Below are 17,350 nucleotides of genomic sequence, written 5' to 3'. Positions count from 1 at the left end.
TCGGCTATGCCGATGTCGTGAGCAGATGGAATCACGGTCTCCCGAGGTGGAGCGGCTGAAGGGTGGAGCAGGCGGCGGAGCAGAGGGGTGAGACGGCCGAGAAGGAAGGGGCCGCCCCGAATGCCACCGGCGCCGTCGACCTGATCGAAGCCCTACGTGCCTCCGTAGACCGCGCCCGCAGCCTCAAAGCCACCGGCGAGAAGGCCGCCAAGGCCGGGATCCGCGGCCGCTCGCACATGACGCATGACGAGCTCGCCGACGCCCTCGCCCACCGGCGGTAGAGGTACCCCAGCCTGGCCGGCGCGCGGTGCCATCTGCATCACCGCCTGTGGCGGAGGGGTGAGGGTGGGCGCGGGATAGAGGGCGTCGAGGTGCGCCCAGGGCACCAGCCGCTGACGATGGGCCAGGTCACCCTTTTTCTGCGATGGTCGGGAGTGCTTGGATGCTGGAGCGCACGATGCGTAAGGACCGTACCGAGGTCACCTTCGTTCTTCCTGCGGATGTTCCGCCGGGTCCCGTGAGCGTGGTGGGGGACTTCAACGACTGGCAGCCCGGCGCCCACACCCTCAAGCCGCGCAAGGACGGCAAGCGGGCGGTGACGGTGGAGCTGCCGGGGGAGAGCACTTACGCGTTCCGCTATCTGGCGGCGGGGGACTACTGGTTCAACGACGAGAGCGCCGGCGACCAGGACGGGCACAACAGCCGCCTGCACACCTGAACCCCGCCGGGGAAGCCACCGGGGCGGCCCTCGAGGCCGGCGGCCCGCACGGCCAGGCCGGGGGCCGCCACGCGTTCCTGCCCACCTACCCATGACGGAGGCCCCACTGAGCAGCATGATCAGCCTGTCCTCGGGCTGTCTGAAGGCCCTACGCGACCTGAGGGAAACACGACAGATCAACACCGTGGTCATGCACACCACGGGCACGCCTCAGGTCCTGGTCGCAGAGGTCGAAGCCAACCTCACGCACGACGAGCTCCTCCAGGCCCTGCCGGAACGGGAGCCGCGGCTGATCGTCTACGAGCTCTCCTTCGCCGACAAGGACGGCGCACACCGCCACGAACGCCTGCTGATCTTGTGGATGCCGCCCGCAGCCGCCAAGCAGCAGGACGACTACACCCGCGCCTACGACACCCTGAAGGACGCCCTGGCCGACGTCCGTATCCACCTCACCGCCCGCAGGCCAGACCACCTCGCCTACCAGCGGCTCGTCGCCCTTGCCACCGGCACCCCCTGAACCTGCGCACCAGCCTGCCGGTGACCGCCCACAACGTCCAACGAGTCCACCGGGGGCGGGACCGCCCCGGCGGTGGGACGGACGACAGGCCGCGCGCGTGCCGGGGCAGTTGCGTCGGTGGAGGGCACCGATAGAGGACCCCCACCGCCGGCGAGCTGGGCCCGCGCCCCAGCTGGGGGTCGCGGGCCCGAGTCTGTCGCCTGAGGCGTCAGGTGCGGTCGTCAATTCCATCCACCTGCGCGGCCCGCCAACCGCCAGACGGGCCCGAACCGCAGGAGTGCGTGCCACATGCTGAGACATCTGATCGCAGCGGGCTCGTCTGGGTAGGCGGGTGGCATGGAAGCCAACGAGACCACTCCGCTGCGGGCCGTCGCCCTGGTGTGCACCCTGTCCCCGTCCCCGAAGCCGTCCTCCTCCCAACTGCTGGCCGAGCAGACCATGGAAGCGCTCGCCGGCCACGGCGTGAGCGGCAAGGTCATCCGCATCGCCGACCACGACGTCCGGCCAGGTGTGGCCGTCGACATGGGGGAGGGGGACTTCTGGCCGGAGATCCGCGAGACGATCCTCGGCACCGACATCCTGATCCTGGCCACCCCGATCTGGCTCGGGCACCCCTCCAGCGTCGCGCAGCGGGTCATGGAGCGCCTGAACGCGGAGATCGGGGAGAGTGACGAGGAGGGCAGGATGCTCACCTATGGGAAGGTCGCCGGAGTCTGCGTGGTCGGCAACGAGGACGGCGCCCACCACGTCAGCGCCGAGCTGTTCCAGGGTCTCAACGACTGCGGCTTCACCCTGCCGGCCAACGCGGTGACCTACTGGGTGGGAGAGGCCATGCAGGGCACCGACTATCAGGACCTCGACAAGACCCCGGAGAAGACGGCCGCCACCACCGCCACGCTCGCGGCCAACACCGCCCACCTGGCACGTCGCCTCAAGTACGCCCCCTACCCGCCGTCCTGACCCCTCGGCCGCCTGCCACCTGCTCGGGTGGCAGGCCGACACCATGGTTTCGGCTCGGCTGCTGGAGCGGGCGCAGCGAGGGGAAGCAGGCCGCCGGCTCGGTGAACGACATCATGGCCGAGGGGAAGCCCGCCAGACTTGACGATCACCCAGCACGACGGCGACGGTCAGCCGGCGCACCGCGTGAAGCCGACAGGCGCCCGGGCGGCCCGTCTGACAAGGTCCGGGCCGCCACCTCTCGGGTGGCGGCCCTTTCGCGTGTCCCGGGACTGGCCCGCCGGGTCGGCGGCAGTAAGTGAGGTGGCTTGATGGGTGAAGGAACGTTCCGTTTGCTCTCGCCGTGGGCAGCGTGCGAGTTGCGCTGGTGGTGAGGTGTGTTCGACGTCAATGATCCAAGGGGGAGTGTCATGAGTGAGGCAGTGAACGTGGTTGCCGGTCTGGTGCGTGCGGCTGCCGAGGTGCCGCAGTCGGTGGTGGAAATGCTGCTGGCCAGCGGTGACCCGAAGGCCGCGGCTCTGGGCAAGGCGGTGCAGCAGGTTCAAGCCCCCGGCTTCCAGGCACCGGTCTTCTCTATCCCTTCTGAGGGGGTTAGCGCAGCTGGCGATGCCTTCAACAGGGGCGCGTCGGGCATGGGTCCACTCTGACCGCCGCGGCGGTCGCGAGCGGCAGGCCGTCGGCCTTTACCCGCCGGCCGACGGCCGGATGGGGGGTGTCGTTTCTGCTTGGTCCTGATGGGTGACGGGGTCTGGCGTGTGGGGCGTGCGGGGGATGGGCATGGGACTGGGCCCCCTGGTGGGGGTTGTGTGCTGGCGCGCCGAGTGGCGGAGAGCGAGGGTCGAATGCCCCGTTTGATCGCGGTTTTGGGAAGGACGCTAACGGCATCAGCATGCCGGGGCTGGTGGCATGTGAAGAAGGCCCGCGGATGGTTGCCCAGTGGGCGCAGCAGCCTTACATCGACGCCCCGGTGGGGGCCAAATCACGGTCACCGAGTCCATGAAGAAGGCAGCCGGACAGGCCATCAAGGACTTCACGGCGCCATGAGCCCAGCAGCAGGTCCGAGGGCCGTGCCACACGACTCGCGGATACTGGCGCGCTTCCGGACTACACGACCTCCTACACGCTGCGCCGTGACGACGGCACGACAGCCACGATCGGGTCGGGCGGTCTCATCGACTCGTAGGCCGGCCGGTGTGGCGGCCACGTGCGCGTAGACCGCGGCGCGGTGCTCGGTTCCGCGAGGCGCCCGTCTGACTCCCGTCCGCGGGATAGAGCTGGCGGGAGCGGTTGCGGGTTTGGGCCTCTGGCCCGGTGGTGCGGGCCAGAGGCCGTCGCCGGTAGGCCGCTCGCCGACGGGCTACGAGTGTGTCAGCGGTTGTCGTGGAGTTCCTGGTGCATCTGGGGCTGGTCGTCCTGGTCGTGGGTCAGGGCGTACTTCTGGACTTCGTTGAAGGCCTTGGAGGCGACGCCGATGATCTCCTTGTACGGATTGACGCCGACGGTGTCCTTGGCCGCGCCTCCGAGGAGGCCGCCGCCGACGCCGCTGACGAGCTTGTTGCCGGCGGCCAGCGGTTGGGCGGCCGTGCCCAGGACGCTCTTGGGCAGGCCGGCCATGTCGGCGTACTTGTCGGTCAGCGCGTGGCGGACCATGGCGATGAAGGCGTCGTGGGCGCCGGGCGGGTAGAACTTCTTGTAGAAGTCGGTGGCCTGCTTGGTCATGAAGACACCGTCGTCGGTCTTGGACCATTCCTTGTCGCGTTCCTGGTTCCACAGGCGCTCGACCTCGTCGGCGTCCTTGGGCAGGAGCCACTTCTCGGGTGTGCCGAGGTAGTGGTTGACGTAGTGCCAGGCGCAGATGAAGCCGCGGGCGTCGTCCTTGGCGACGTGGATGCCCAGGCGGTCCATGGCCTGGAGGATCTGGGTGGAGAAGACGCAGGCGGCTCCGGTGGTGTACTTCTGCGAGACCGGCTCGCCCCACTTGGCGTAGTCCCACTCGCCGGACTTCTTGTGGAGCTGGCGGACCGAGGCGTGGACGAGGCGGACCTTGGTGACGTTCGCGGCCAGGGTGCCGTCGCGCATGGCGTTCTTGTTGCCCATGTCGACGAACAGGCGCGAGGACTGCGACAGGCGGCGGCCGGGCCCCTCGACGCCGCCGAGGCGGCCGGTGGAGCGCAGGGTGAACGCCCCGGTCGGGGAGAGGTAGGTGCCGATCAGGCCGACCGTGCCCTGGAGCATGGACACCTCGCCGTGGTGGTGGGCGAAGAAGCTCTCCGCGGCCTTGACGTCGGCCTCGGACCAGTCCGGCGGCGGGGCGGCGGCCTCCTTGAGGAACTCCGCCAGCCGCGGAGGCAGGGTGGACAGATCCTGGCCCGGCTTGAGGGTGCCGATGGTGCGGAACAGGGCGTTGACCCCGTCGATCTCCTTGTTGTCGATCAGGTCCGAGACCAGCTGGTCGGCCTTCGGGTCGCCGAACTTGCCCGCCGCTTCCAGCTCCTGTGCCACGTATTGGGCGGTCAAAGCCACAGGCGTGTCCCTTCTGGGGTGGGGGGTGGGGTGGATGTTCGCGCCCGCGCCAGGAGTTCTCTGCGCGGACGCGGGAACCAGGCTCGCGCCGCAGCCGACCCATGCGGAACACCCGCTCCAAGTGGATCGTTTCCGCCTCACCCGAACGGCGTCACACCCTGACCGGCGTCCTTGAGCCCGACCTCGAACCCGCCTGAACCTGCTCTGACCTGCGGAAACGCTTTGCTCACGCCCGTGATCGGCCAGGGAGGTGACCCTGACGGATGCAGAAACGATCACCGCTGTCGTCCGACGGCGGTCCGGTGGTGTGTTGGGTGCCCCACCGCAGGAGGCCGACAGCCCCGCTGTCGCCCGCACCCTCCAGGAGTATCCATGCCCTCTGCCCAGGCGGGCCGCCGGCTGATCCGCACCACGCTGATCGCCGCCCTGGCCGCGACGGCCTTGGCGACCACCTCCACCAGTGCCAACGCCGCCACTCTCATCCCGGTCACGAACCCGTCGTTCATCCAGCCCTACGTCGACCCCGCCAGCGACCGCGACTTTGTCCGCGTGGGTGTCGGCAGCAACGCCATCCCCGGCTGGCGGGTGGTCCTGGGCAGCGTCGACGTCTTCGGCCGGCAGGTCTCCAGGACCACCGACGGCTCCCAGGCCATCGACCTGGGCGGCAGCGAACGTGGAGGCATCGAGCAGACCATCGCCACCGAGAAGGACGCCACCGAGAACGTCACCTTCAAGGTCAAGATCAACGACCACCCCGACTGCGTGGCCGGCGCCCGCACCGTCGAGCAGAACTTCCACGTCCAGTTCGCCGCCGACCCCGCCGGCGCCGTCTCCTTCCGCCTCGGCACCGTCGAGGCCCCCGGCCGCAACGCCACCTGGAACCTGCGCCGCGCCACCCTCTACGGCACCGACCGCTTCAGCCGCCTGCAGTTCATCTCCGACCCCCCACGCCTGCGGCCCCCTGATCACCGACATCAAGGTCATCGAGGACTAGGTCGTCTCCGCAAAGTCGGTGGGTCGTTGGTCCGTTCGTCGCTCGGACGCACCGTGCTCAGCTGATCGGCTGTTCTGTCACATCTACGGCCGTGCGAAGACGGCATCGCAGTTCATTCCGGGCCGGCCCTACTCCTTCGTCGCTGTGCTGGAACCGGGTCCCGCGTCCTGGACCGCGATCCTGGACGCGGTCCGGCTCGGCCCGGTCGACGACGCGACGGCGGTCACCGCCGACCAGCTCCGAGGAGTCGTTGAACGGCTCATCGCCGCAGGGCCCACCGTGGTCGTGAGCGATGCCGGCTATGACGTCACCCGTCTCGCGAGGGTCTTGCGCGATCTACCGGTGGAGATGGCCGGCAGGGTCCGCTCAAGCACGGCATCAACGGTCGGCCGCCCAAGGACGGAGCCAGAGACCTGGCCCGAGCCCGCGATCACCACGGTCACGGACACTGCCAACTACGGCAAGGCCGAGGCCCAGGCATGGGACCGGGTCCGCCCAAGGCTCACTCACCGCTCCTCATGGCTCGACCACGGGGGCGAACTGCCTGTGGTCGAGGGAACGTTGATGCGGTTTCTCCGCCGCTTCGATCTGGAGCACACCTTCCGCTTCGCGAAGCAGACCTTGGGCTGGACGACACGCATGCTCCGTACTTCCGAGGCTGCGGACCGCTGGACCTGGATCCTGGTCGTCGCTCACACCCAGCTCCGGCTCGCCCGCCCCTTGCCGCGGACCTCCGCCGGCCCCGGGAGAAACCCGCCCTGCCCGAGCGGCTCACACAGGCACGGGTCCGAGGGTTCAGGAGCGTCTGCGCTCACCTCGCCTGCCCGGCCCGTGTTCCCAAACCCCGAGACCCTCAAGGCCATCGGCAAACCCGGAAGGTCTTGGCAGACAAAGAACAAGCTGACCGGGACCGTGCTGCCGCCGACCGAGGCCGGCAGCATCATCGCTGCGCGTCGTAGGCCTGGCGGGCTTGGGCGATGGTGTCTCGGTGCTCGAGTGACCAGTCGGCCAGTGCCTTGACGAGGTGGGTCAGGCTTGCGCCGGTCTCGGTCAGGCGGTAGTCGACCTGGGCAGGCACGGTTGGGTAGACGGTCCGAATGACCAGCCCGTCACGTTCCAGCCGGCGGACGGTGAGCGTCAACATCCGCTGGGAGATTCCATCGATGGCGCGCTGGAGTTGCCGGAAGCGCCGCGCCCCGTTCGCAAGCTCGACGATCACGAGGACCGACCACTTGTCGCCCACGCGGTCGAGAACGTCGCGGATCCCGCAGTCGGGGTGGTCCGGTTGCCCGCACGGTTCCAGCTCTGCGGGGCCAGCGGTTACATCGGTGTGCGTCACTGACATGAAACTGCCTCCTTGTGGGCCGACCGCGGCCGGTTCAGGATCGCCGTAGTTACTGAAGAGAACCACGGTAGGAGATTGAACGGCAATGATCATGGTGACCGGCGCGAACGGACAGCTTGCCTCCCTCACGCTCCAGGAGTTGGCCGACCGGAAGGTGCCCGCTCTGGGTGGCAGCCGAACACCCGCCGACGGGCAGCGCCGACTGGACTTCGACGACCCCACCAGCCTGGACCTCGCCGATGTCTCGACGCTGGTCCTGGTCTCGGCCGGGTATGCGGAGGACGACCAGGTCATCGCTCGTCACCGGGCCCTTCTTGACGCTGCGGTCCGTGACGACGTCGCGCACGTGATCTACACCAGCCTGACCGGCGCCGGGGATCATCTCGGGTTCGCGCTCGCCCACCGCGCCACTGAGGACCTGGTCAAGGCCAGCGGTCTCGGGTGGACGATCTTGCGCAATGGCCTCTACGCCGAGCTCTTCGGGGCGTTGTTGACGTGGACACCCGATGGCCTGGAGTCAGCTTTTGGCGATGGCGCTCTCTCTGCGGTGGCTCGGGCGGACCTGGCCGCAGCCGCAGCCATCGTTGCCAGCCACCCGACCGCGCACGTCGACAAGACCTACGACCTGGTCGGCGACCGGATCACCGCCGGCGATGTCGCCGAACGCCTCGACGTCGCCCACCGAGCGATCGGGCTCAGCGAGTACCGCGCCCGGCTCCTCGCGGACGACGCACTGCTGCCGTTCCAGCCGCCGATGCTCGCCTCGATCGCCACCAGCGTCCGCCATGGGTTCCTCAGCAACTCCAGCCCCGACCTTGTGGGACTGCTCGACCGACCGCTCACCGATGCTCTGGCCGTTGCGGTGGACACCACGGCTGCGATGCGTCCCGGCGCACGCTGACGCCGGGAACCAGCCCCCGGCGACTCGACTACGAGAGACGGCGTAACCAACGTCCTGGCCTCGTACAGCCCGAGCTTTCTGCGCGATTCCGCGCCGGGATGCGGGCTGCAACCCAGCCAGGCGGTCGTCACTTGCGTCGAAACGTTTCCCCAGCGCGCAATGCAGGGTCGCCAGGCCGGACCCGTGAAGTCGCCGCTTTGATGGAGCGGCTGGAGGGGGGGCGTGGCGCTCAGCGTGCGGCTGTGAGCACGCTGAAGAGGGCGTCGAGTGCTGCGGGGTAGGCGCGTTCGGAGGAGGCGGCGAAGCCGACCAGGAGGCCTTGCGGGCGTTCCGTCGGCTGGTGGTGGAGTTCGCCCAGCCCGCGCAATGCCAAGCCGGCATCGGCGCACCTCGCGAGGATGTGCCGTTCCTCGTCGGGCCAGTCGGCGGGGAGGGCCAGTGTCGTGTGCAGGCCGGCCGACACTCCCCGTACGGCGAGTTTCGGTACCGCGGCCGAGCGTTCGAGCAGGAGGCGGCGCCGGTGACCGTAGCGCAGGCGGGTGGCCCGGATGTGCCGGTCGTAGCCATGGGTGGAGATGAACTCGGCCAGGACGAGCTGCCCCAGCGTCTCCGTGTAGAGGACGGCCTCTTGCTGGGCGGCGACAACCGGCCGCACCAGCCGGGTGGGCAGGAGCAGCCAGGCCAGGCGGAGCGCCGGGCCGAGGGTTTTGGAGACGGTGCCGCAGTACACGGTGTGGTCGGGGGAGATTCCCTGGAGGGCGCCGACGGGCTGACGGTCGTAGCGGTACTCCCCGTCGTAGTCGTCCTCGATGATCAGCCCACCCGTGGCGCGGGCCCATGCCACCAGGCCCCTGCGGCGGTCGCGGTGGAGCGGCACGCCCAAGGGATATTGGTGCGAGGGAGTCAGGAACGCGACGTCGACCGCCGCCGTGAGCTCGTCGACGCGCGCGCCCTTGGTGTCGACTTCCAACGGGAGGACCGTGAATCCCGCCCGTCGCACCAGCGCGCGGTAGAGGTCATGGCCGGGGTCCTCCATCGCTGCGCTGCGTGCGCCGGCCGCGAAGAGCACACGGCTGAGCAAGCTCAGGCCGTGGTAGAAGCCCGAGGTGATCACGATGCGGTCCGGGGTGGCGGTCACTCCCCGGGCGCGCCCGAGGTAGTCCGCCAGAGCGGTCCGCAGTTCGATGCGCCCCTGGGGGTCCCCGGCACCCAGAACCTCGGGTGGGGCCGTCGCCAGGACGCGGCGCGTGGCGGCGAGCCAGGCCCGGCTGGGGAACATGCTGAGATCCGGGAGGCCGGGGCGCAGGTCGTGCACCACGGCAGTAGCCGGCCCCGTCGACGCCGCGCCCACAGCTCCGGCTCGCCGTCGGGTGCCGTCGGGGGAAGTGGGCGGCAGCGCGGCCACCCTCGTGCCCGACCCGGGGCGTGCCGTCAGGTGCCCCTCCTCGACCAGCTGGTCGTAGGCGGCTGTGACGGTTCCGCGGGCGAGCCCCAACTGGCGGGCGAGCGCCCGGGTGGAGGGCAGGAGGGTGCCGGCGTTCAGGCGCCCCTCGCGGATGGCGGCCCGCAACGCGGATTCCAGCCCGGCCCGCCGCCCACTCGTGGCGTCGAGGTCGAGATGCAGGCCGACGGAGGAACCGGACCAGGATTTCGGCATGAAACCGGACCTTACCTCTGGTCCAACTGCCCACCTAGGGTGAAGATCACCAACGAACGCAGCCCGTCGCCCGTCGCCCGCCTCCGAGCCGCGTGGGCCCAGCCGGAGCGGGCCTTGGCCGCCCACCCAAAACATCCTCACGAAGGAGCCCACCAGTGATCGTGATCGCACAACTGAGCGACCCTCACATCGACACCGGCCGGCGCGCCACCGAACGCACGAGAGCCGTGATGAGTTATCTCGACACCCTCCCGTACGACCTGGACGCCGTCCTGGTCACCGGAGACATCGCCGACCACGGCCTTCCGGAGGAATACGAGCTGGCCCGCGACCTCCTCGCCTCCCGCCACCCCGTTCTGTTCTGTCCCGGCAATCACGACGAACGCGCGGCGTTCCAGCGCCATCTCCTGGGGCGGAGCCCGACCCCCGGCCCGGTCAACCACGTGTACACCGGCGCCGGATTCGCCATCGCCCTGTGCGATTCCTCGGTGCCGGGCAAGGACGAAGGCCTCCTCGATGACAACACACTGGCCTGGCTGGAAACCGTGCTGGCCGCGACCCCCACCGCACTCCCGGTCTTGGCCGCCTTCCACCACCCGCCCGCCGACCTCCACGACCCCTACATCGACAGCGTCCGCCAGTTCGGCACCAGACGTCTTGCGCAGCTCGCCGAGCGTCACCCGAACCTGAAGGCCTTCCTGTGCGGCCACGCCCACACCGCGGCCGCGACGACGTTCGCGAACCGCCCGCTCGTGGTAGCCCCCGGGGTGGTCTCCGTCCTCCGCCTCCCCTGGGAGCACCACGACCACGCCGAGGATCACGTCCATCTCGACCAGCCGCCCGCGCTCGCCTTCCACATCCTCGACCACGACGGCCGCCTGACCACTCACTTCCGCACCATCACCGCTTGACCGAGCCGAAGGCTGAGCACAGTGCACGGCGGGGCCGCTCAAGGCCGCACACCCACCCCACCGGGACGTACCCCCACCCGTGGACCCGCACTCGGCAGGGCCGCAGGCTACGGCCGCCGGACACCACCTCGATCCACGGCGAGGCCGACGAACCGGGCGCGGCCTTCGACGGCCTGCGCCAGCAGCTGGCTTCCTTCGACCCGTTGACCGCGTGCAGGAGCTCGTGGCCGAGGGCGACCGGGTCGTCGCACGGGTCACGCAGTCCGGCACCCACCCGCGGCAGATCTCCCAGATACGTGCGGTCAGCGACCGTCTGGGCCTGTTCCTCCAGCTCGGCTGGGCAGGGCCAAACGCACACTGACCACAGTCCGGGCGATGGTGCCTCAGGCAGCGGCGAGCCGGTCCACCAGCAGTTCCACTCTCTGCGCGGCGTCCTGCGGCAGTAGCCGCCTGGCCCGGGTCAGGGTCGCGAGCCCGTGCAGGGAGGCCCAGAACACCTCGGTGAACAGTCCCGTGGGAACGTCGTCCCCGGCGACCTCGCCCAGGGTCTCCAGCAGCGCCGCGAAAGCGTCCTTCAGCGGCTCCGGCGTGTCCTCCCGCGCGTACGCCAGGCCGCCGTCGAGCTGGAACAGGGCCTCGTAGACGGCCGGATTGGCCTCGGCGAAGTCGAGGTATGCGTGCGCAAGGGCGGTGACCCGCTCACGGGGGCCGTCCGCGCCGGCCGCTGCGGCCCGCACCGCCGCGGCCATTTCGGCGGCGCCTTCGAGGGCGACGGCGCCGATGATCTCGCGCTTGCCCCGGAAGTGGCTGTAGAGCACGGGCTGGCTGTACTCGATGCGCTCGGCGAGCCGGCGTGTGGTCACCGCGTCCCAGCCTTGCTGCTCGGCGAGTTCGCGTGCCGTCGCCACGATGAGGCGCTCGCGGACCGCCCGTTCGCGTGCCTTGCGTTCCTTTTGTACTGACATGACTGGATCCTAGCACCGCTAGACAAGCGAGCGACAGTAGCGCTAGCGTTGCTCACATCATCTAGCAACGCTAGCTCCCGGGAGGGACGCCATGCTCAGCGCACTCGAGGTCATCACCACCGTGGTCGTCGGCCTGATGGTGGGGGTGGAGTTCTCCGTCGCCTTCGTCATGAACCGGATCTTCAACGCCCTTCCGGACGACGCCCATCAGCAGGCCCGCTCCCACGGTGGCCGCATGCTCGGCGCCCTGATGCCGTTCTGGTACATCGGTTCACTGGTCCTCGCCGCGATCTGGGCCGTTGCGGGATGGCACGACCACGGCACCCGCCTCGTCCTCGCCGCAGCCGCGCTGCTGATCGTCAGCGTGATCATGTCGGTCCTGCTGCTCGTCCCGATCAACAACCGGGGAAAGGCGTGGACCCCCGAGGCCCGGCCCGCCGACTGGAAGGAGCAGATGAACCGCTGGGACCGCTACCACTACGCCCGCGTGGCCGTCATCATCGCCGCCTTCACCCTGCTGGTGACCGCCCTCACCTGAAACCCTTTGCCGGAGCCGGGGTTCGAGGGCGCTGGCCCGGAACACACGGCTGGTGACGGTGACACGTCTCGCCAGGCCGGTAACGATCACGGCCGGCGACCGCAGCCGGCGCCCCTCCCGGCGCCGATCGGGCGGCGATCGTCGCGTCGCTGCTGGCCCACGACAAGATCGAGGTACCCGTCTCGATGCCGGCGGCGGCCTGCGGTGGTCGGCGCCGGGCCGCGCACGGTCCGCTTCCGGCTCGACGGCCCGCACCGGGTCCTGGCCGAGGACGCCGACGGCGAAGACGTGCTGTCCGGCGGCTCCACCGACGAGGACGCCGACGCCCTGGCCGCCCTGGGCGCGGCCGAGTCCGTGGCGACGATCGCCCGCCTCACCCCGCAGCAGCGGCACGGCGACTTCCCCGCACCAACCGGCGGAACGGAGCTGCGCCCGCTCTTCGACCGGGCGGCGGTCCGATGGCTGCTGGAGCACGACGAGATCGAGATCCTGGTGGCGATGCCGGCGGCGTCGCTGGTCCCGGTCGGTACCGGCCGCCGTACGGTGCGGGTCCGGCTGGACGGGCACCCCTGGACCGGCGTCACCTTCGCCTCGGCGTGGGGGAGCCGTGACGTCCTGGACGTCCCGCTGGTGCGCCCGGACCTGTTGGCGGAGCTGAGCGCGGATCGGGCCGTCAACCGGGGCGGGATGGCACCTGCGCCTGGACGTGACGGCCGCGGGGCCGGCCGCGGCTGCCGGGTGAGAGGTAGCTTGGAGCTGGATCGTTTTCCCGGTGAAGTGGTGCACCCACTCGGGTGAGCAGCGGCTGATGTGGTGTCGGGGCCGGCCCAGGGGCCGCTACACCGGGTGTGTGATCAAGACGCTGATGTCGCGCGGTCTGCCCGCGCTCGCTCTCGCCGCTCTGCCCCCTGCTCTCCACGGTGCCCGCCGCTCACGCGGCCTGGACCGCGCGGCCGTCTCCGCTGGCGCTCCGGGGTTCCGTCGTGGACGGCCGCGCTGGTGGTGGAGGCTCCGCACTCGATGGCGGGCTATTCCCGGGCGAGGTTCCCGCACTGGGTGCAGCAGGGGCAGCAGTGCGATACCCGTGAGGTGGTCCTGGCCCGCGACGGCCAGGCCATCGTCCGCGACGACCAGTGCCGTGCCGTCTCGGGCACCTGGTTCTCCCCGTGTGACGGCAAAATCCTGTCCGCGTTCAAGGCCCGCAGCTGCTCGCGGTTTCGGCGGCGTCGAACCGGTCGAAGGGCAACCAGTCCCAGGACCAGTGGAGTCCCCCGTCCCGGGCCGACTGGTGCACCTCACCGAGGCCGAGCGCGACCGGCTGCAGGAGATGCTCGACACCTGCCCTTGAGCGGGGCTGAAGCGCGCCACGGCATGCCCACCGCCAGTCCTGCCCGCCCCGAGAGTCCCGCACGACCACTCCGCGCGAAGGCGCCCCACCATCAAGGAGTCCACGTGAACCTGCGAAACAAGCTCACCGTCCTGGTCATGACCACCGCTCTGACGGCGGCCCTGGCCGCGATCGGCTCTCCGGCCTCTGCCGCCGAGTGCGGTGTCCGTTCCGACGGCCGGCTGCACTGCGGCAACCGGGCCGGAGCCAAGGGCTACGCGGACCGCTCCTACCGCTCGGCCACCCGCGGCACGCTCACGGGCACGTTCAGCTGGTTCCAGTGCTGGGGTCACGGCGACCCGCACCCGGGCGGCAACGACATCTGGTACTGGACCCAGCTCGACAACGGGGCCTGGGGCAATGTGCCCGCGGTCGACGTCAAGACCGGACAGGACCCGGCTCCCGGGCTGCGCGAGTGTTGACCGGCGCAGAAGGGCCGCCGTGACGGATCGACGGGCAGCCCTGAGCAGGCACGGGTTTTGAGGCTCGTGGTTGGCCCGGCTGGCCAACTACGAGGCTCTGACCGCTCTGCCGTGTTGACCACGGCTGGAGAAGGATGCGCTGGGCTCCGCCAGGAGGCACGGCCCCGCCGTCGTCGCCTCCGCTGAGCCGTCAGGCAGGTGTGTCTGTTCATCCGCAGGTCCGGCACAATCGGGTTCCGTGGCCATACCCCCAGACCCAGCCGTTCTGTTCCCCGATATTGCGGCGCACGGCAGCCTCAGCGCGGCGCTCAGGGCCGTGGCGGAAGGCCGTCTCGACTCCGTTCCGATGACGGGCCCGGACCTCGCTCCGCTGCGTGGTGTCAGGGTCGGCTGCGCGCTACCGCACCGGAGTTCTCTGAAGGTCAGCGCACGGCACCACGAACGGCAGTGGTCCATCTGTGGCTCCGACTCATTTACTGGCATGGCACTGATCGACGGCACGACGGACGATCTGGCGGAGATCGCCAAGGTGGCACGGGCTTGGTACGACGGAGCAGGGTTGAGCGACATCCGTCGAGCCGCGCCGTTCGTGCACCTGACCGGCCGCTTCGAGGTCCCCGACCGTGACCCGGCACGCCTGACACAAAGCGAGTGGCAGCACCTGCGCACAGAGGCGAGCGAGCTGGAGTACCCCTGGAAGCCTGCGTACCAGGTCCTTGTCGAGGCGGCCCATGCCGAACCAGTACTTCGGGCGCTCTTCCCGCTGGCCAGCCACGGGGTGCTGCGTTTCTCGACCACCACACACCCTCGTCTATCCATCGTGGCGCCACGCCTGGTCACCCATGACATTGACCGATACTCGCTCGCCATGACGGTCATGGACGAGGACTCGGCTCTATTCGCCACGGCACCCGAAGCGGTGGCAGCAGCCGTGGACCGACTGCCTGACGGCCTCACCCCGGTCGCACTCGGCTGTTGATCCGACCCGCTCGGCACTCATCACGGCTGCCCCGCCTGGCCGCGGGCCGTCCGTCTGGCGTAGCGGGGGCCGCCGCGGCATGCACCTACCGCCCCGCCCGCTGGGAGCCGGTGGTTTCGGTGAGGTCTGGGAGGCCCACGACCCGGTTCTGGACGTGGACGTGGCGATGAAGATGGTGCGCCTCGGCTCGGTCCCCGACGAGGCGCGCGCGGAGCTCCTGGCCCGGGCGACACGGGAGTCCCGCAATGCGGCGCGCTTACGGGACCACCCGCACATCATCACCGTCCACGACGTGGTCGAGGTCGACGACGTCGGCGAGGTCGGCCGGTTCGTGTGGCAGGGCGACCGTCCCGATGCGCCGCTCTACTGCTTTCAGCTGTCGAAGGCTGCGACGACTTGGCCGTCTGCACGTCCCCGGTCCCTGCTTGATCCCCCCGACCCCATGCCGTGTCCATGCCATCGATGTCATAGTATCGGCTGTTGTGTGGACAACGCTTGCGCCGCTCGTCGGCGTCCTGCTCGGCGGGTTCATGTCGATGCTGGCCCAGCGATCGGCAGGACGCGCTTTGGAACGCGGTGAGGCACGCCGCAGTGTCCGTGAACTTGCCGAGGCGCGCCGCAATGAGCGTCTCACCCACCTCATCGAGTTTCTGTCCGCGGTGCAGGAAGCTGAACGGGTCGCCGTGGACCGGTATCACCACAACCTGACTGACGAGCAGTGGCAGGGCCGGGCAAGGCAGGTCCTTGACAGGGTGTGGGTGACGCAGAAGACGATCCACGTACTGTGCGCGTCCGAGGTCAGCGAAGCGGCACGTAGCCTCGCGTTCGCGGTGCAGGAGGTGATCAGGAAGGGCCCCGAGGATCCGGGAGATCCGCAGGATGAGAAGGTCTGGGCGCATATCCATCCGAGCCGACAGGCATTCCTTGACCTTGTGCGCGACCAGCTGAGTTGAACCCAGGGAAGGATTCGGCAGCTGCGGTGAGCGACAAGGCGGCCTCGCTGGTCATGGTCGCTGCCGGCCGCCGTACGGTCCGGTTCCGCCTCGACGGCGGACGCCGGGGTGACGTGGACGACCAGGAGAAGGCCTGGTCGCATCCCCGGGTTGCCAAGAGGCCCTGTCTTTATGTCCGGACCGCCGGAACATCACCCGACCCAGAACCCCGTTCGCACCCAAACGCCCACACAACCGATAGAACACGGGTTCTTAGTCGTCGACTGGGGATCAGAACGGGTTCTGAACGTCGCCTGACAAGTAGCCGTCGGCGCCGTGTGCTCAGTACGCCTTGAGCTCGATGCAGTTGGCCGCCCGCTGGATGGGTTCGAGGACCTTTGCCATCATGCGGTCCTTGCCGGGCAGGTGCTGGAGCAGGCGCAGCATCAGCAGGGAGATCCGCACCTGCGCGGGGCTGCCCATCACCATCCGCTTGACGTTTGCGGGACCGAGCTTCTGGTTGGCGTCGGCGAAGGGCCGCACGGCCCGTTCGTAGCCCGCGAAACCCTCCGCGGAGCCACCCGCCGCGGCGAGTTCACCGGCGAGGACGTAGGCGCCCACCATGGACAGGCTGGTGCCCTGCCCCGAAGCGGGGGAGGCGCAGTACGCGGCGTCGCCGACCAGGCCCACCCGGCCGGTGGACCAGCTGTCCATGTGCACCTGGCTGAGCGAGTCGAAGTAGAAGTCGGGGGCGGCGGGCAGGGCCTCGAGGAACCGCGGTACCTGCCAGCCCTCCCCGCGGTACGCCTCGGCCAGCAGCCGCTGCTGCTCCGCGGTGTCACGGACGCCGTGGTCCTGGGGGCGGGAGGACCACAGGAACATCGCCTTGGCGCCGGTGTCGTGTGCGGTGGTATAGGTGAGGGCGGTCCGGCCCGGGCCGACGTACGTCAACTCCTCGCGGTCGAGGCCGAGGTGGTTGGGGACGCTGAAGATGGACACGTGGTAACCCAGGTCGCGGACGAAGCGCTCCTCGGGGCCGAAGGCCAGGGACCGGGTGCGGGAGTGGAGTCCGTCGGCGCCGACCACCAGGTCGAAGGTCTCGGTCCGGCCGCTCTCGAAGGTGACGCGAACCCCGTCGGGGCCCTGCTCCAGCTCGGCGATCGAGTCTCCGAAGCGGTAGTCGGCCTTGTCCTTGGTGAGGTCGTACAGGATGCGGGTGAGGTCGCCGCGCATGATCTCCGCGTCGCCGTGGACCCGGCCGCCGAAGCTGTCGGCGTCCATGCTTTTGACCCGGTTTCCCCGTGCGTTCACGACGGAGGCCTCTCGGACCTCGGTCCGGTGACGGCGAACCTCCTCCAGGATGCCCATCCGGTCGGCTACCTTCAGTGCGGCGCCGCGGAGATCGATCTTGTAGCCGCCGGGGCGGACGGCGGGGGCTTTCTCCACCACTACAGGAGTCAATCCGTGCTGAAGCAGCCAGTAGGCGAGGGTGGCACCGGCCACGCTGGCTCCGGATATCAGGACGGTCTGCTGCGGCATGGTTCCCCCTGTGGCGTGGGCCCACGGTCCGGGGCCGGGACGGCCCGGAGCCCGTCGTGGCGGCC

General features: G+C 69.7%; 19 protein-coding genes and 1 pseudogene. 15 read left to right on the top strand and 5 right to left on the bottom strand.

The genetic code is table 11. The annotated features are described in order from the left end of the window. Positions 1-62 precede the first annotated feature (62 nt). The 5 genes from ACFY0O_RS19205 to ACFY0O_RS19185 all read left to right on the top strand — a co-directional run bounded on the left by ACFY0O_RS19205 (position 63) and on the right by ACFY0O_RS19185 (position 2,839). Positions 63-281 (top strand): hypothetical protein, encoded by a 219-nt coding sequence (locus tag ACFY0O_RS19205; protein WP_388947838.1) that lies wholly within the window; start codon positions 63-65, stop codon positions 279-281. A gap of 161 nt (positions 282-442) precedes the next feature. Further along, positions 443-718 carry an isoamylase early set domain-containing protein gene (locus ACFY0O_RS19200; protein ID WP_388947836.1) on the top strand — a complete coding sequence of 92 codons (276 nt, stop codon included), beginning with the start codon at positions 443-445 and terminating at the stop codon, positions 716-718. Between the two features lie 91 nt (positions 719-809). Further along, on the top strand, positions 810-1,235 hold the full coding sequence (locus ACFY0O_RS19195) for a cofilin family protein (protein ID WP_388947834.1): 426 nt from the start codon (positions 810-812) through the stop codon (positions 1,233-1,235). A gap of 336 nt (positions 1,236-1,571) precedes the next feature. Beyond that, positions 1,572-2,195, top strand: a complete 624-nt coding sequence (locus ACFY0O_RS19190; protein WP_388947833.1) for a flavodoxin family protein — start codon at positions 1,572-1,574, stop codon at positions 2,193-2,195. Between the two features lie 407 nt (positions 2,196-2,602). Continuing rightward, positions 2,603-2,839, top strand: coding sequence for a hypothetical protein (locus ACFY0O_RS19185; RefSeq protein WP_388947832.1), 237 nt, complete (start codon positions 2,603-2,605; stop codon positions 2,837-2,839). Between the two features lie 721 nt (positions 2,840-3,560). On the opposite strand, the gene ACFY0O_RS19180 is transcribed toward ACFY0O_RS19185, so the two are convergent. Beyond that, the gene (locus ACFY0O_RS19180) at positions 3,561-4,715 is read right to left on the bottom strand and encodes an oxygenase MpaB family protein (protein ID WP_388947831.1); all 1,155 of its coding nucleotides are present in this window, start codon (positions 4,713-4,715) and stop codon (positions 3,561-3,563) included. A gap of 372 nt (positions 4,716-5,087) precedes the next feature. Here ACFY0O_RS19180 and ACFY0O_RS19175 point away from each other — a divergent pair, with 372 nt between their 5' ends. Both ACFY0O_RS19175 and ACFY0O_RS19170 read left to right on the top strand, forming a co-directional pair. Next, positions 5,088-5,774, top strand: a complete 687-nt coding sequence (locus ACFY0O_RS19175; protein ID WP_388947830.1) for a DUF642 domain-containing protein — start codon at positions 5,088-5,090, stop codon at positions 5,772-5,774. Beyond that, positions 5,710-6,594: pseudogene (locus ACFY0O_RS19170) on the top strand (transposase); the annotation flags it as partial. The gene ACFY0O_RS19175 and the pseudogene ACFY0O_RS19170, both read left to right, overlap by 65 nt. A gap of 55 nt (positions 6,595-6,649) precedes the next feature. Here ACFY0O_RS19170 and ACFY0O_RS19165 read toward each other — a convergent pair. Beyond that, positions 6,650-7,054 carry a winged helix-turn-helix transcriptional regulator gene (locus tag ACFY0O_RS19165; RefSeq protein ID WP_388947829.1) on the bottom strand — a complete coding sequence of 135 codons (405 nt, stop codon included), beginning with the start codon at positions 7,052-7,054 and terminating at the stop codon, positions 6,650-6,652. A gap of 85 nt (positions 7,055-7,139) precedes the next feature. On the opposite strand from ACFY0O_RS19165, the gene ACFY0O_RS19160 reads away from it, so the two are divergent. Continuing rightward, complete coding sequence (locus tag ACFY0O_RS19160) at positions 7,140-7,955, top strand: NAD(P)H-binding protein (RefSeq protein WP_388947828.1); 816 nt, start codon at positions 7,140-7,142, stop codon at positions 7,953-7,955. A gap of 229 nt (positions 7,956-8,184) precedes the next feature. Here the strand turns inward: ACFY0O_RS19160 and ACFY0O_RS19155 are convergent, their stop codons facing one another. Continuing rightward, complete coding sequence (locus tag ACFY0O_RS19155; RefSeq protein ID WP_388947827.1) at positions 8,185-9,612, bottom strand: PLP-dependent aminotransferase family protein; 1,428 nt, start codon at positions 9,610-9,612, stop codon at positions 8,185-8,187. A 155-nt stretch (positions 9,613-9,767) separates the two neighbouring features. Between ACFY0O_RS19155 and ACFY0O_RS19150 the strand changes: the two genes are divergently transcribed. After that, the gene (locus tag ACFY0O_RS19150) at positions 9,768-10,523 is read left to right on the top strand and encodes a metallophosphoesterase (protein ID WP_388947826.1); all 756 of its coding nucleotides are present in this window, start codon (positions 9,768-9,770) and stop codon (positions 10,521-10,523) included. A gap of 211 nt (positions 10,524-10,734) precedes the next feature. Continuing rightward, the gene (locus ACFY0O_RS19145; protein ID WP_388947825.1) at positions 10,735-10,884 is read left to right on the top strand and encodes a hypothetical protein; all 150 of its coding nucleotides are present in this window, start codon (positions 10,735-10,737) and stop codon (positions 10,882-10,884) included. A gap of 22 nt (positions 10,885-10,906) precedes the next feature. On the opposite strand, the gene ACFY0O_RS19140 is transcribed toward ACFY0O_RS19145, so the two are convergent. Then, positions 10,907-11,488: a TetR/AcrR family transcriptional regulator gene (locus tag ACFY0O_RS19140; RefSeq protein WP_388947824.1), complete on the bottom strand. Its 582-nt coding sequence runs from the start codon at positions 11,486-11,488 to the stop codon at positions 10,907-10,909. A gap of 91 nt (positions 11,489-11,579) precedes the next feature. Between ACFY0O_RS19140 and ACFY0O_RS19135 the strand changes: the two genes are divergently transcribed. From ACFY0O_RS19135 to ACFY0O_RS19115, 5 genes are all read left to right on the top strand, one after another. After that, positions 11,580-12,026, top strand: coding sequence for an anthrone oxygenase family protein (locus ACFY0O_RS19135; protein WP_388947823.1), 447 nt, complete (start codon positions 11,580-11,582; stop codon positions 12,024-12,026). Between the two features lie 204 nt (positions 12,027-12,230). Continuing rightward, a complete protein-coding gene (locus tag ACFY0O_RS19130; protein ID WP_388947822.1) occupies positions 12,231-12,824 on the top strand; it encodes a hypothetical protein in 594 nt (197 codons plus the stop codon). A gap of 654 nt (positions 12,825-13,478) precedes the next feature. Continuing rightward, complete coding sequence (locus ACFY0O_RS19125) at positions 13,479-13,835, top strand: hypothetical protein (RefSeq protein WP_388947821.1); 357 nt, start codon at positions 13,479-13,481, stop codon at positions 13,833-13,835. A 481-nt stretch (positions 13,836-14,316) separates the two neighbouring features. Continuing rightward, positions 14,317-14,814 carry a DUF6193 family natural product biosynthesis protein gene (locus tag ACFY0O_RS19120; protein ID WP_388947820.1) on the top strand — a complete coding sequence of 166 codons (498 nt, stop codon included), beginning with the start codon at positions 14,317-14,319 and terminating at the stop codon, positions 14,812-14,814. A gap of 482 nt (positions 14,815-15,296) precedes the next feature. Further along, on the top strand, positions 15,297-15,767 hold the full coding sequence (locus ACFY0O_RS19115) for a hypothetical protein (RefSeq protein ID WP_388947819.1): 471 nt from the start codon (positions 15,297-15,299) through the stop codon (positions 15,765-15,767). Positions 15,768-16,088: 321 nt separating this feature from the next. Here ACFY0O_RS19115 and ACFY0O_RS19110 read toward each other — a convergent pair whose 3' ends face one another. Further along, positions 16,089-17,285 carry an FAD-dependent monooxygenase gene (locus ACFY0O_RS19110; RefSeq protein ID WP_388947818.1) on the bottom strand — a complete coding sequence of 399 codons (1,197 nt, stop codon included), beginning with the start codon at positions 17,283-17,285 and terminating at the stop codon, positions 16,089-16,091. Positions 17,286-17,350 lie beyond the last annotated feature (65 nt).

This window comes from Streptomyces sp. NPDC001594 (assembly GCF_042893675.1).
In the GTDB taxonomy this organism is placed as follows: domain Bacteria; phylum Actinomycetota; class Actinomycetes; order Streptomycetales; family Streptomycetaceae; genus Streptomyces.
The sequence above is the reverse complement of the archived record's forward strand: the minus strand, read 5'-3'. Positions and strand labels throughout refer to the sequence as shown.

Bases quoted from the DNA above. Each gene is read 5' to 3' on its own strand.
- ACFY0O_RS19200 (WP_388947836.1), top strand. From the start codon at position 443: ATGCTGGAGCGCACGATGCGTAAGGACCGTACCGAGGTCACCTTCGTT.
- ACFY0O_RS19195 (WP_388947834.1), top strand. From the start codon at position 810: ATGACGGAGGCCCCACTGAGCAGCATGATCAGCCTGTCCTCGGGCTGT.
- ACFY0O_RS19190 (WP_388947833.1), top strand. From the start codon at position 1,572: ATGGAAGCCAACGAGACCACTCCGCTGCGGGCCGTCGCCCTGGTGTGC.
- ACFY0O_RS19185 (WP_388947832.1), top strand. From the start codon at position 2,603: ATGAGTGAGGCAGTGAACGTGGTTGCCGGTCTGGTGCGTGCGGCTGCC.
- ACFY0O_RS19175 (WP_388947830.1), top strand. From the start codon at position 5,088: ATGCCCTCTGCCCAGGCGGGCCGCCGGCTGATCCGCACCACGCTGATC.
- ACFY0O_RS19165 (WP_388947829.1), bottom strand. From the start codon at position 7,054: ATGTCAGTGACGCACACCGATGTAACCGCTGGCCCCGCAGAGCTGGAA.
- ACFY0O_RS19160 (WP_388947828.1), top strand. From the start codon at position 7,140: ATGATCATGGTGACCGGCGCGAACGGACAGCTTGCCTCCCTCACGCTC.
- ACFY0O_RS19155 (WP_388947827.1), bottom strand. From the start codon at position 9,612: ATGCCGAAATCCTGGTCCGGTTCCTCCGTCGGCCTGCATCTCGACCTC.
- ACFY0O_RS19140 (WP_388947824.1), bottom strand. From the start codon at position 11,488: ATGTCAGTACAAAAGGAACGCAAGGCACGCGAACGGGCGGTCCGCGAG.
- ACFY0O_RS19135 (WP_388947823.1), top strand. From the start codon at position 11,580: ATGCTCAGCGCACTCGAGGTCATCACCACCGTGGTCGTCGGCCTGATG.
- ACFY0O_RS19120 (WP_388947820.1), top strand. From the start codon at position 14,317: ATGGCACTGATCGACGGCACGACGGACGATCTGGCGGAGATCGCCAAG.
- ACFY0O_RS19110 (WP_388947818.1), bottom strand. From the start codon at position 17,285: ATGCCGCAGCAGACCGTCCTGATATCCGGAGCCAGCGTGGCCGGTGCC.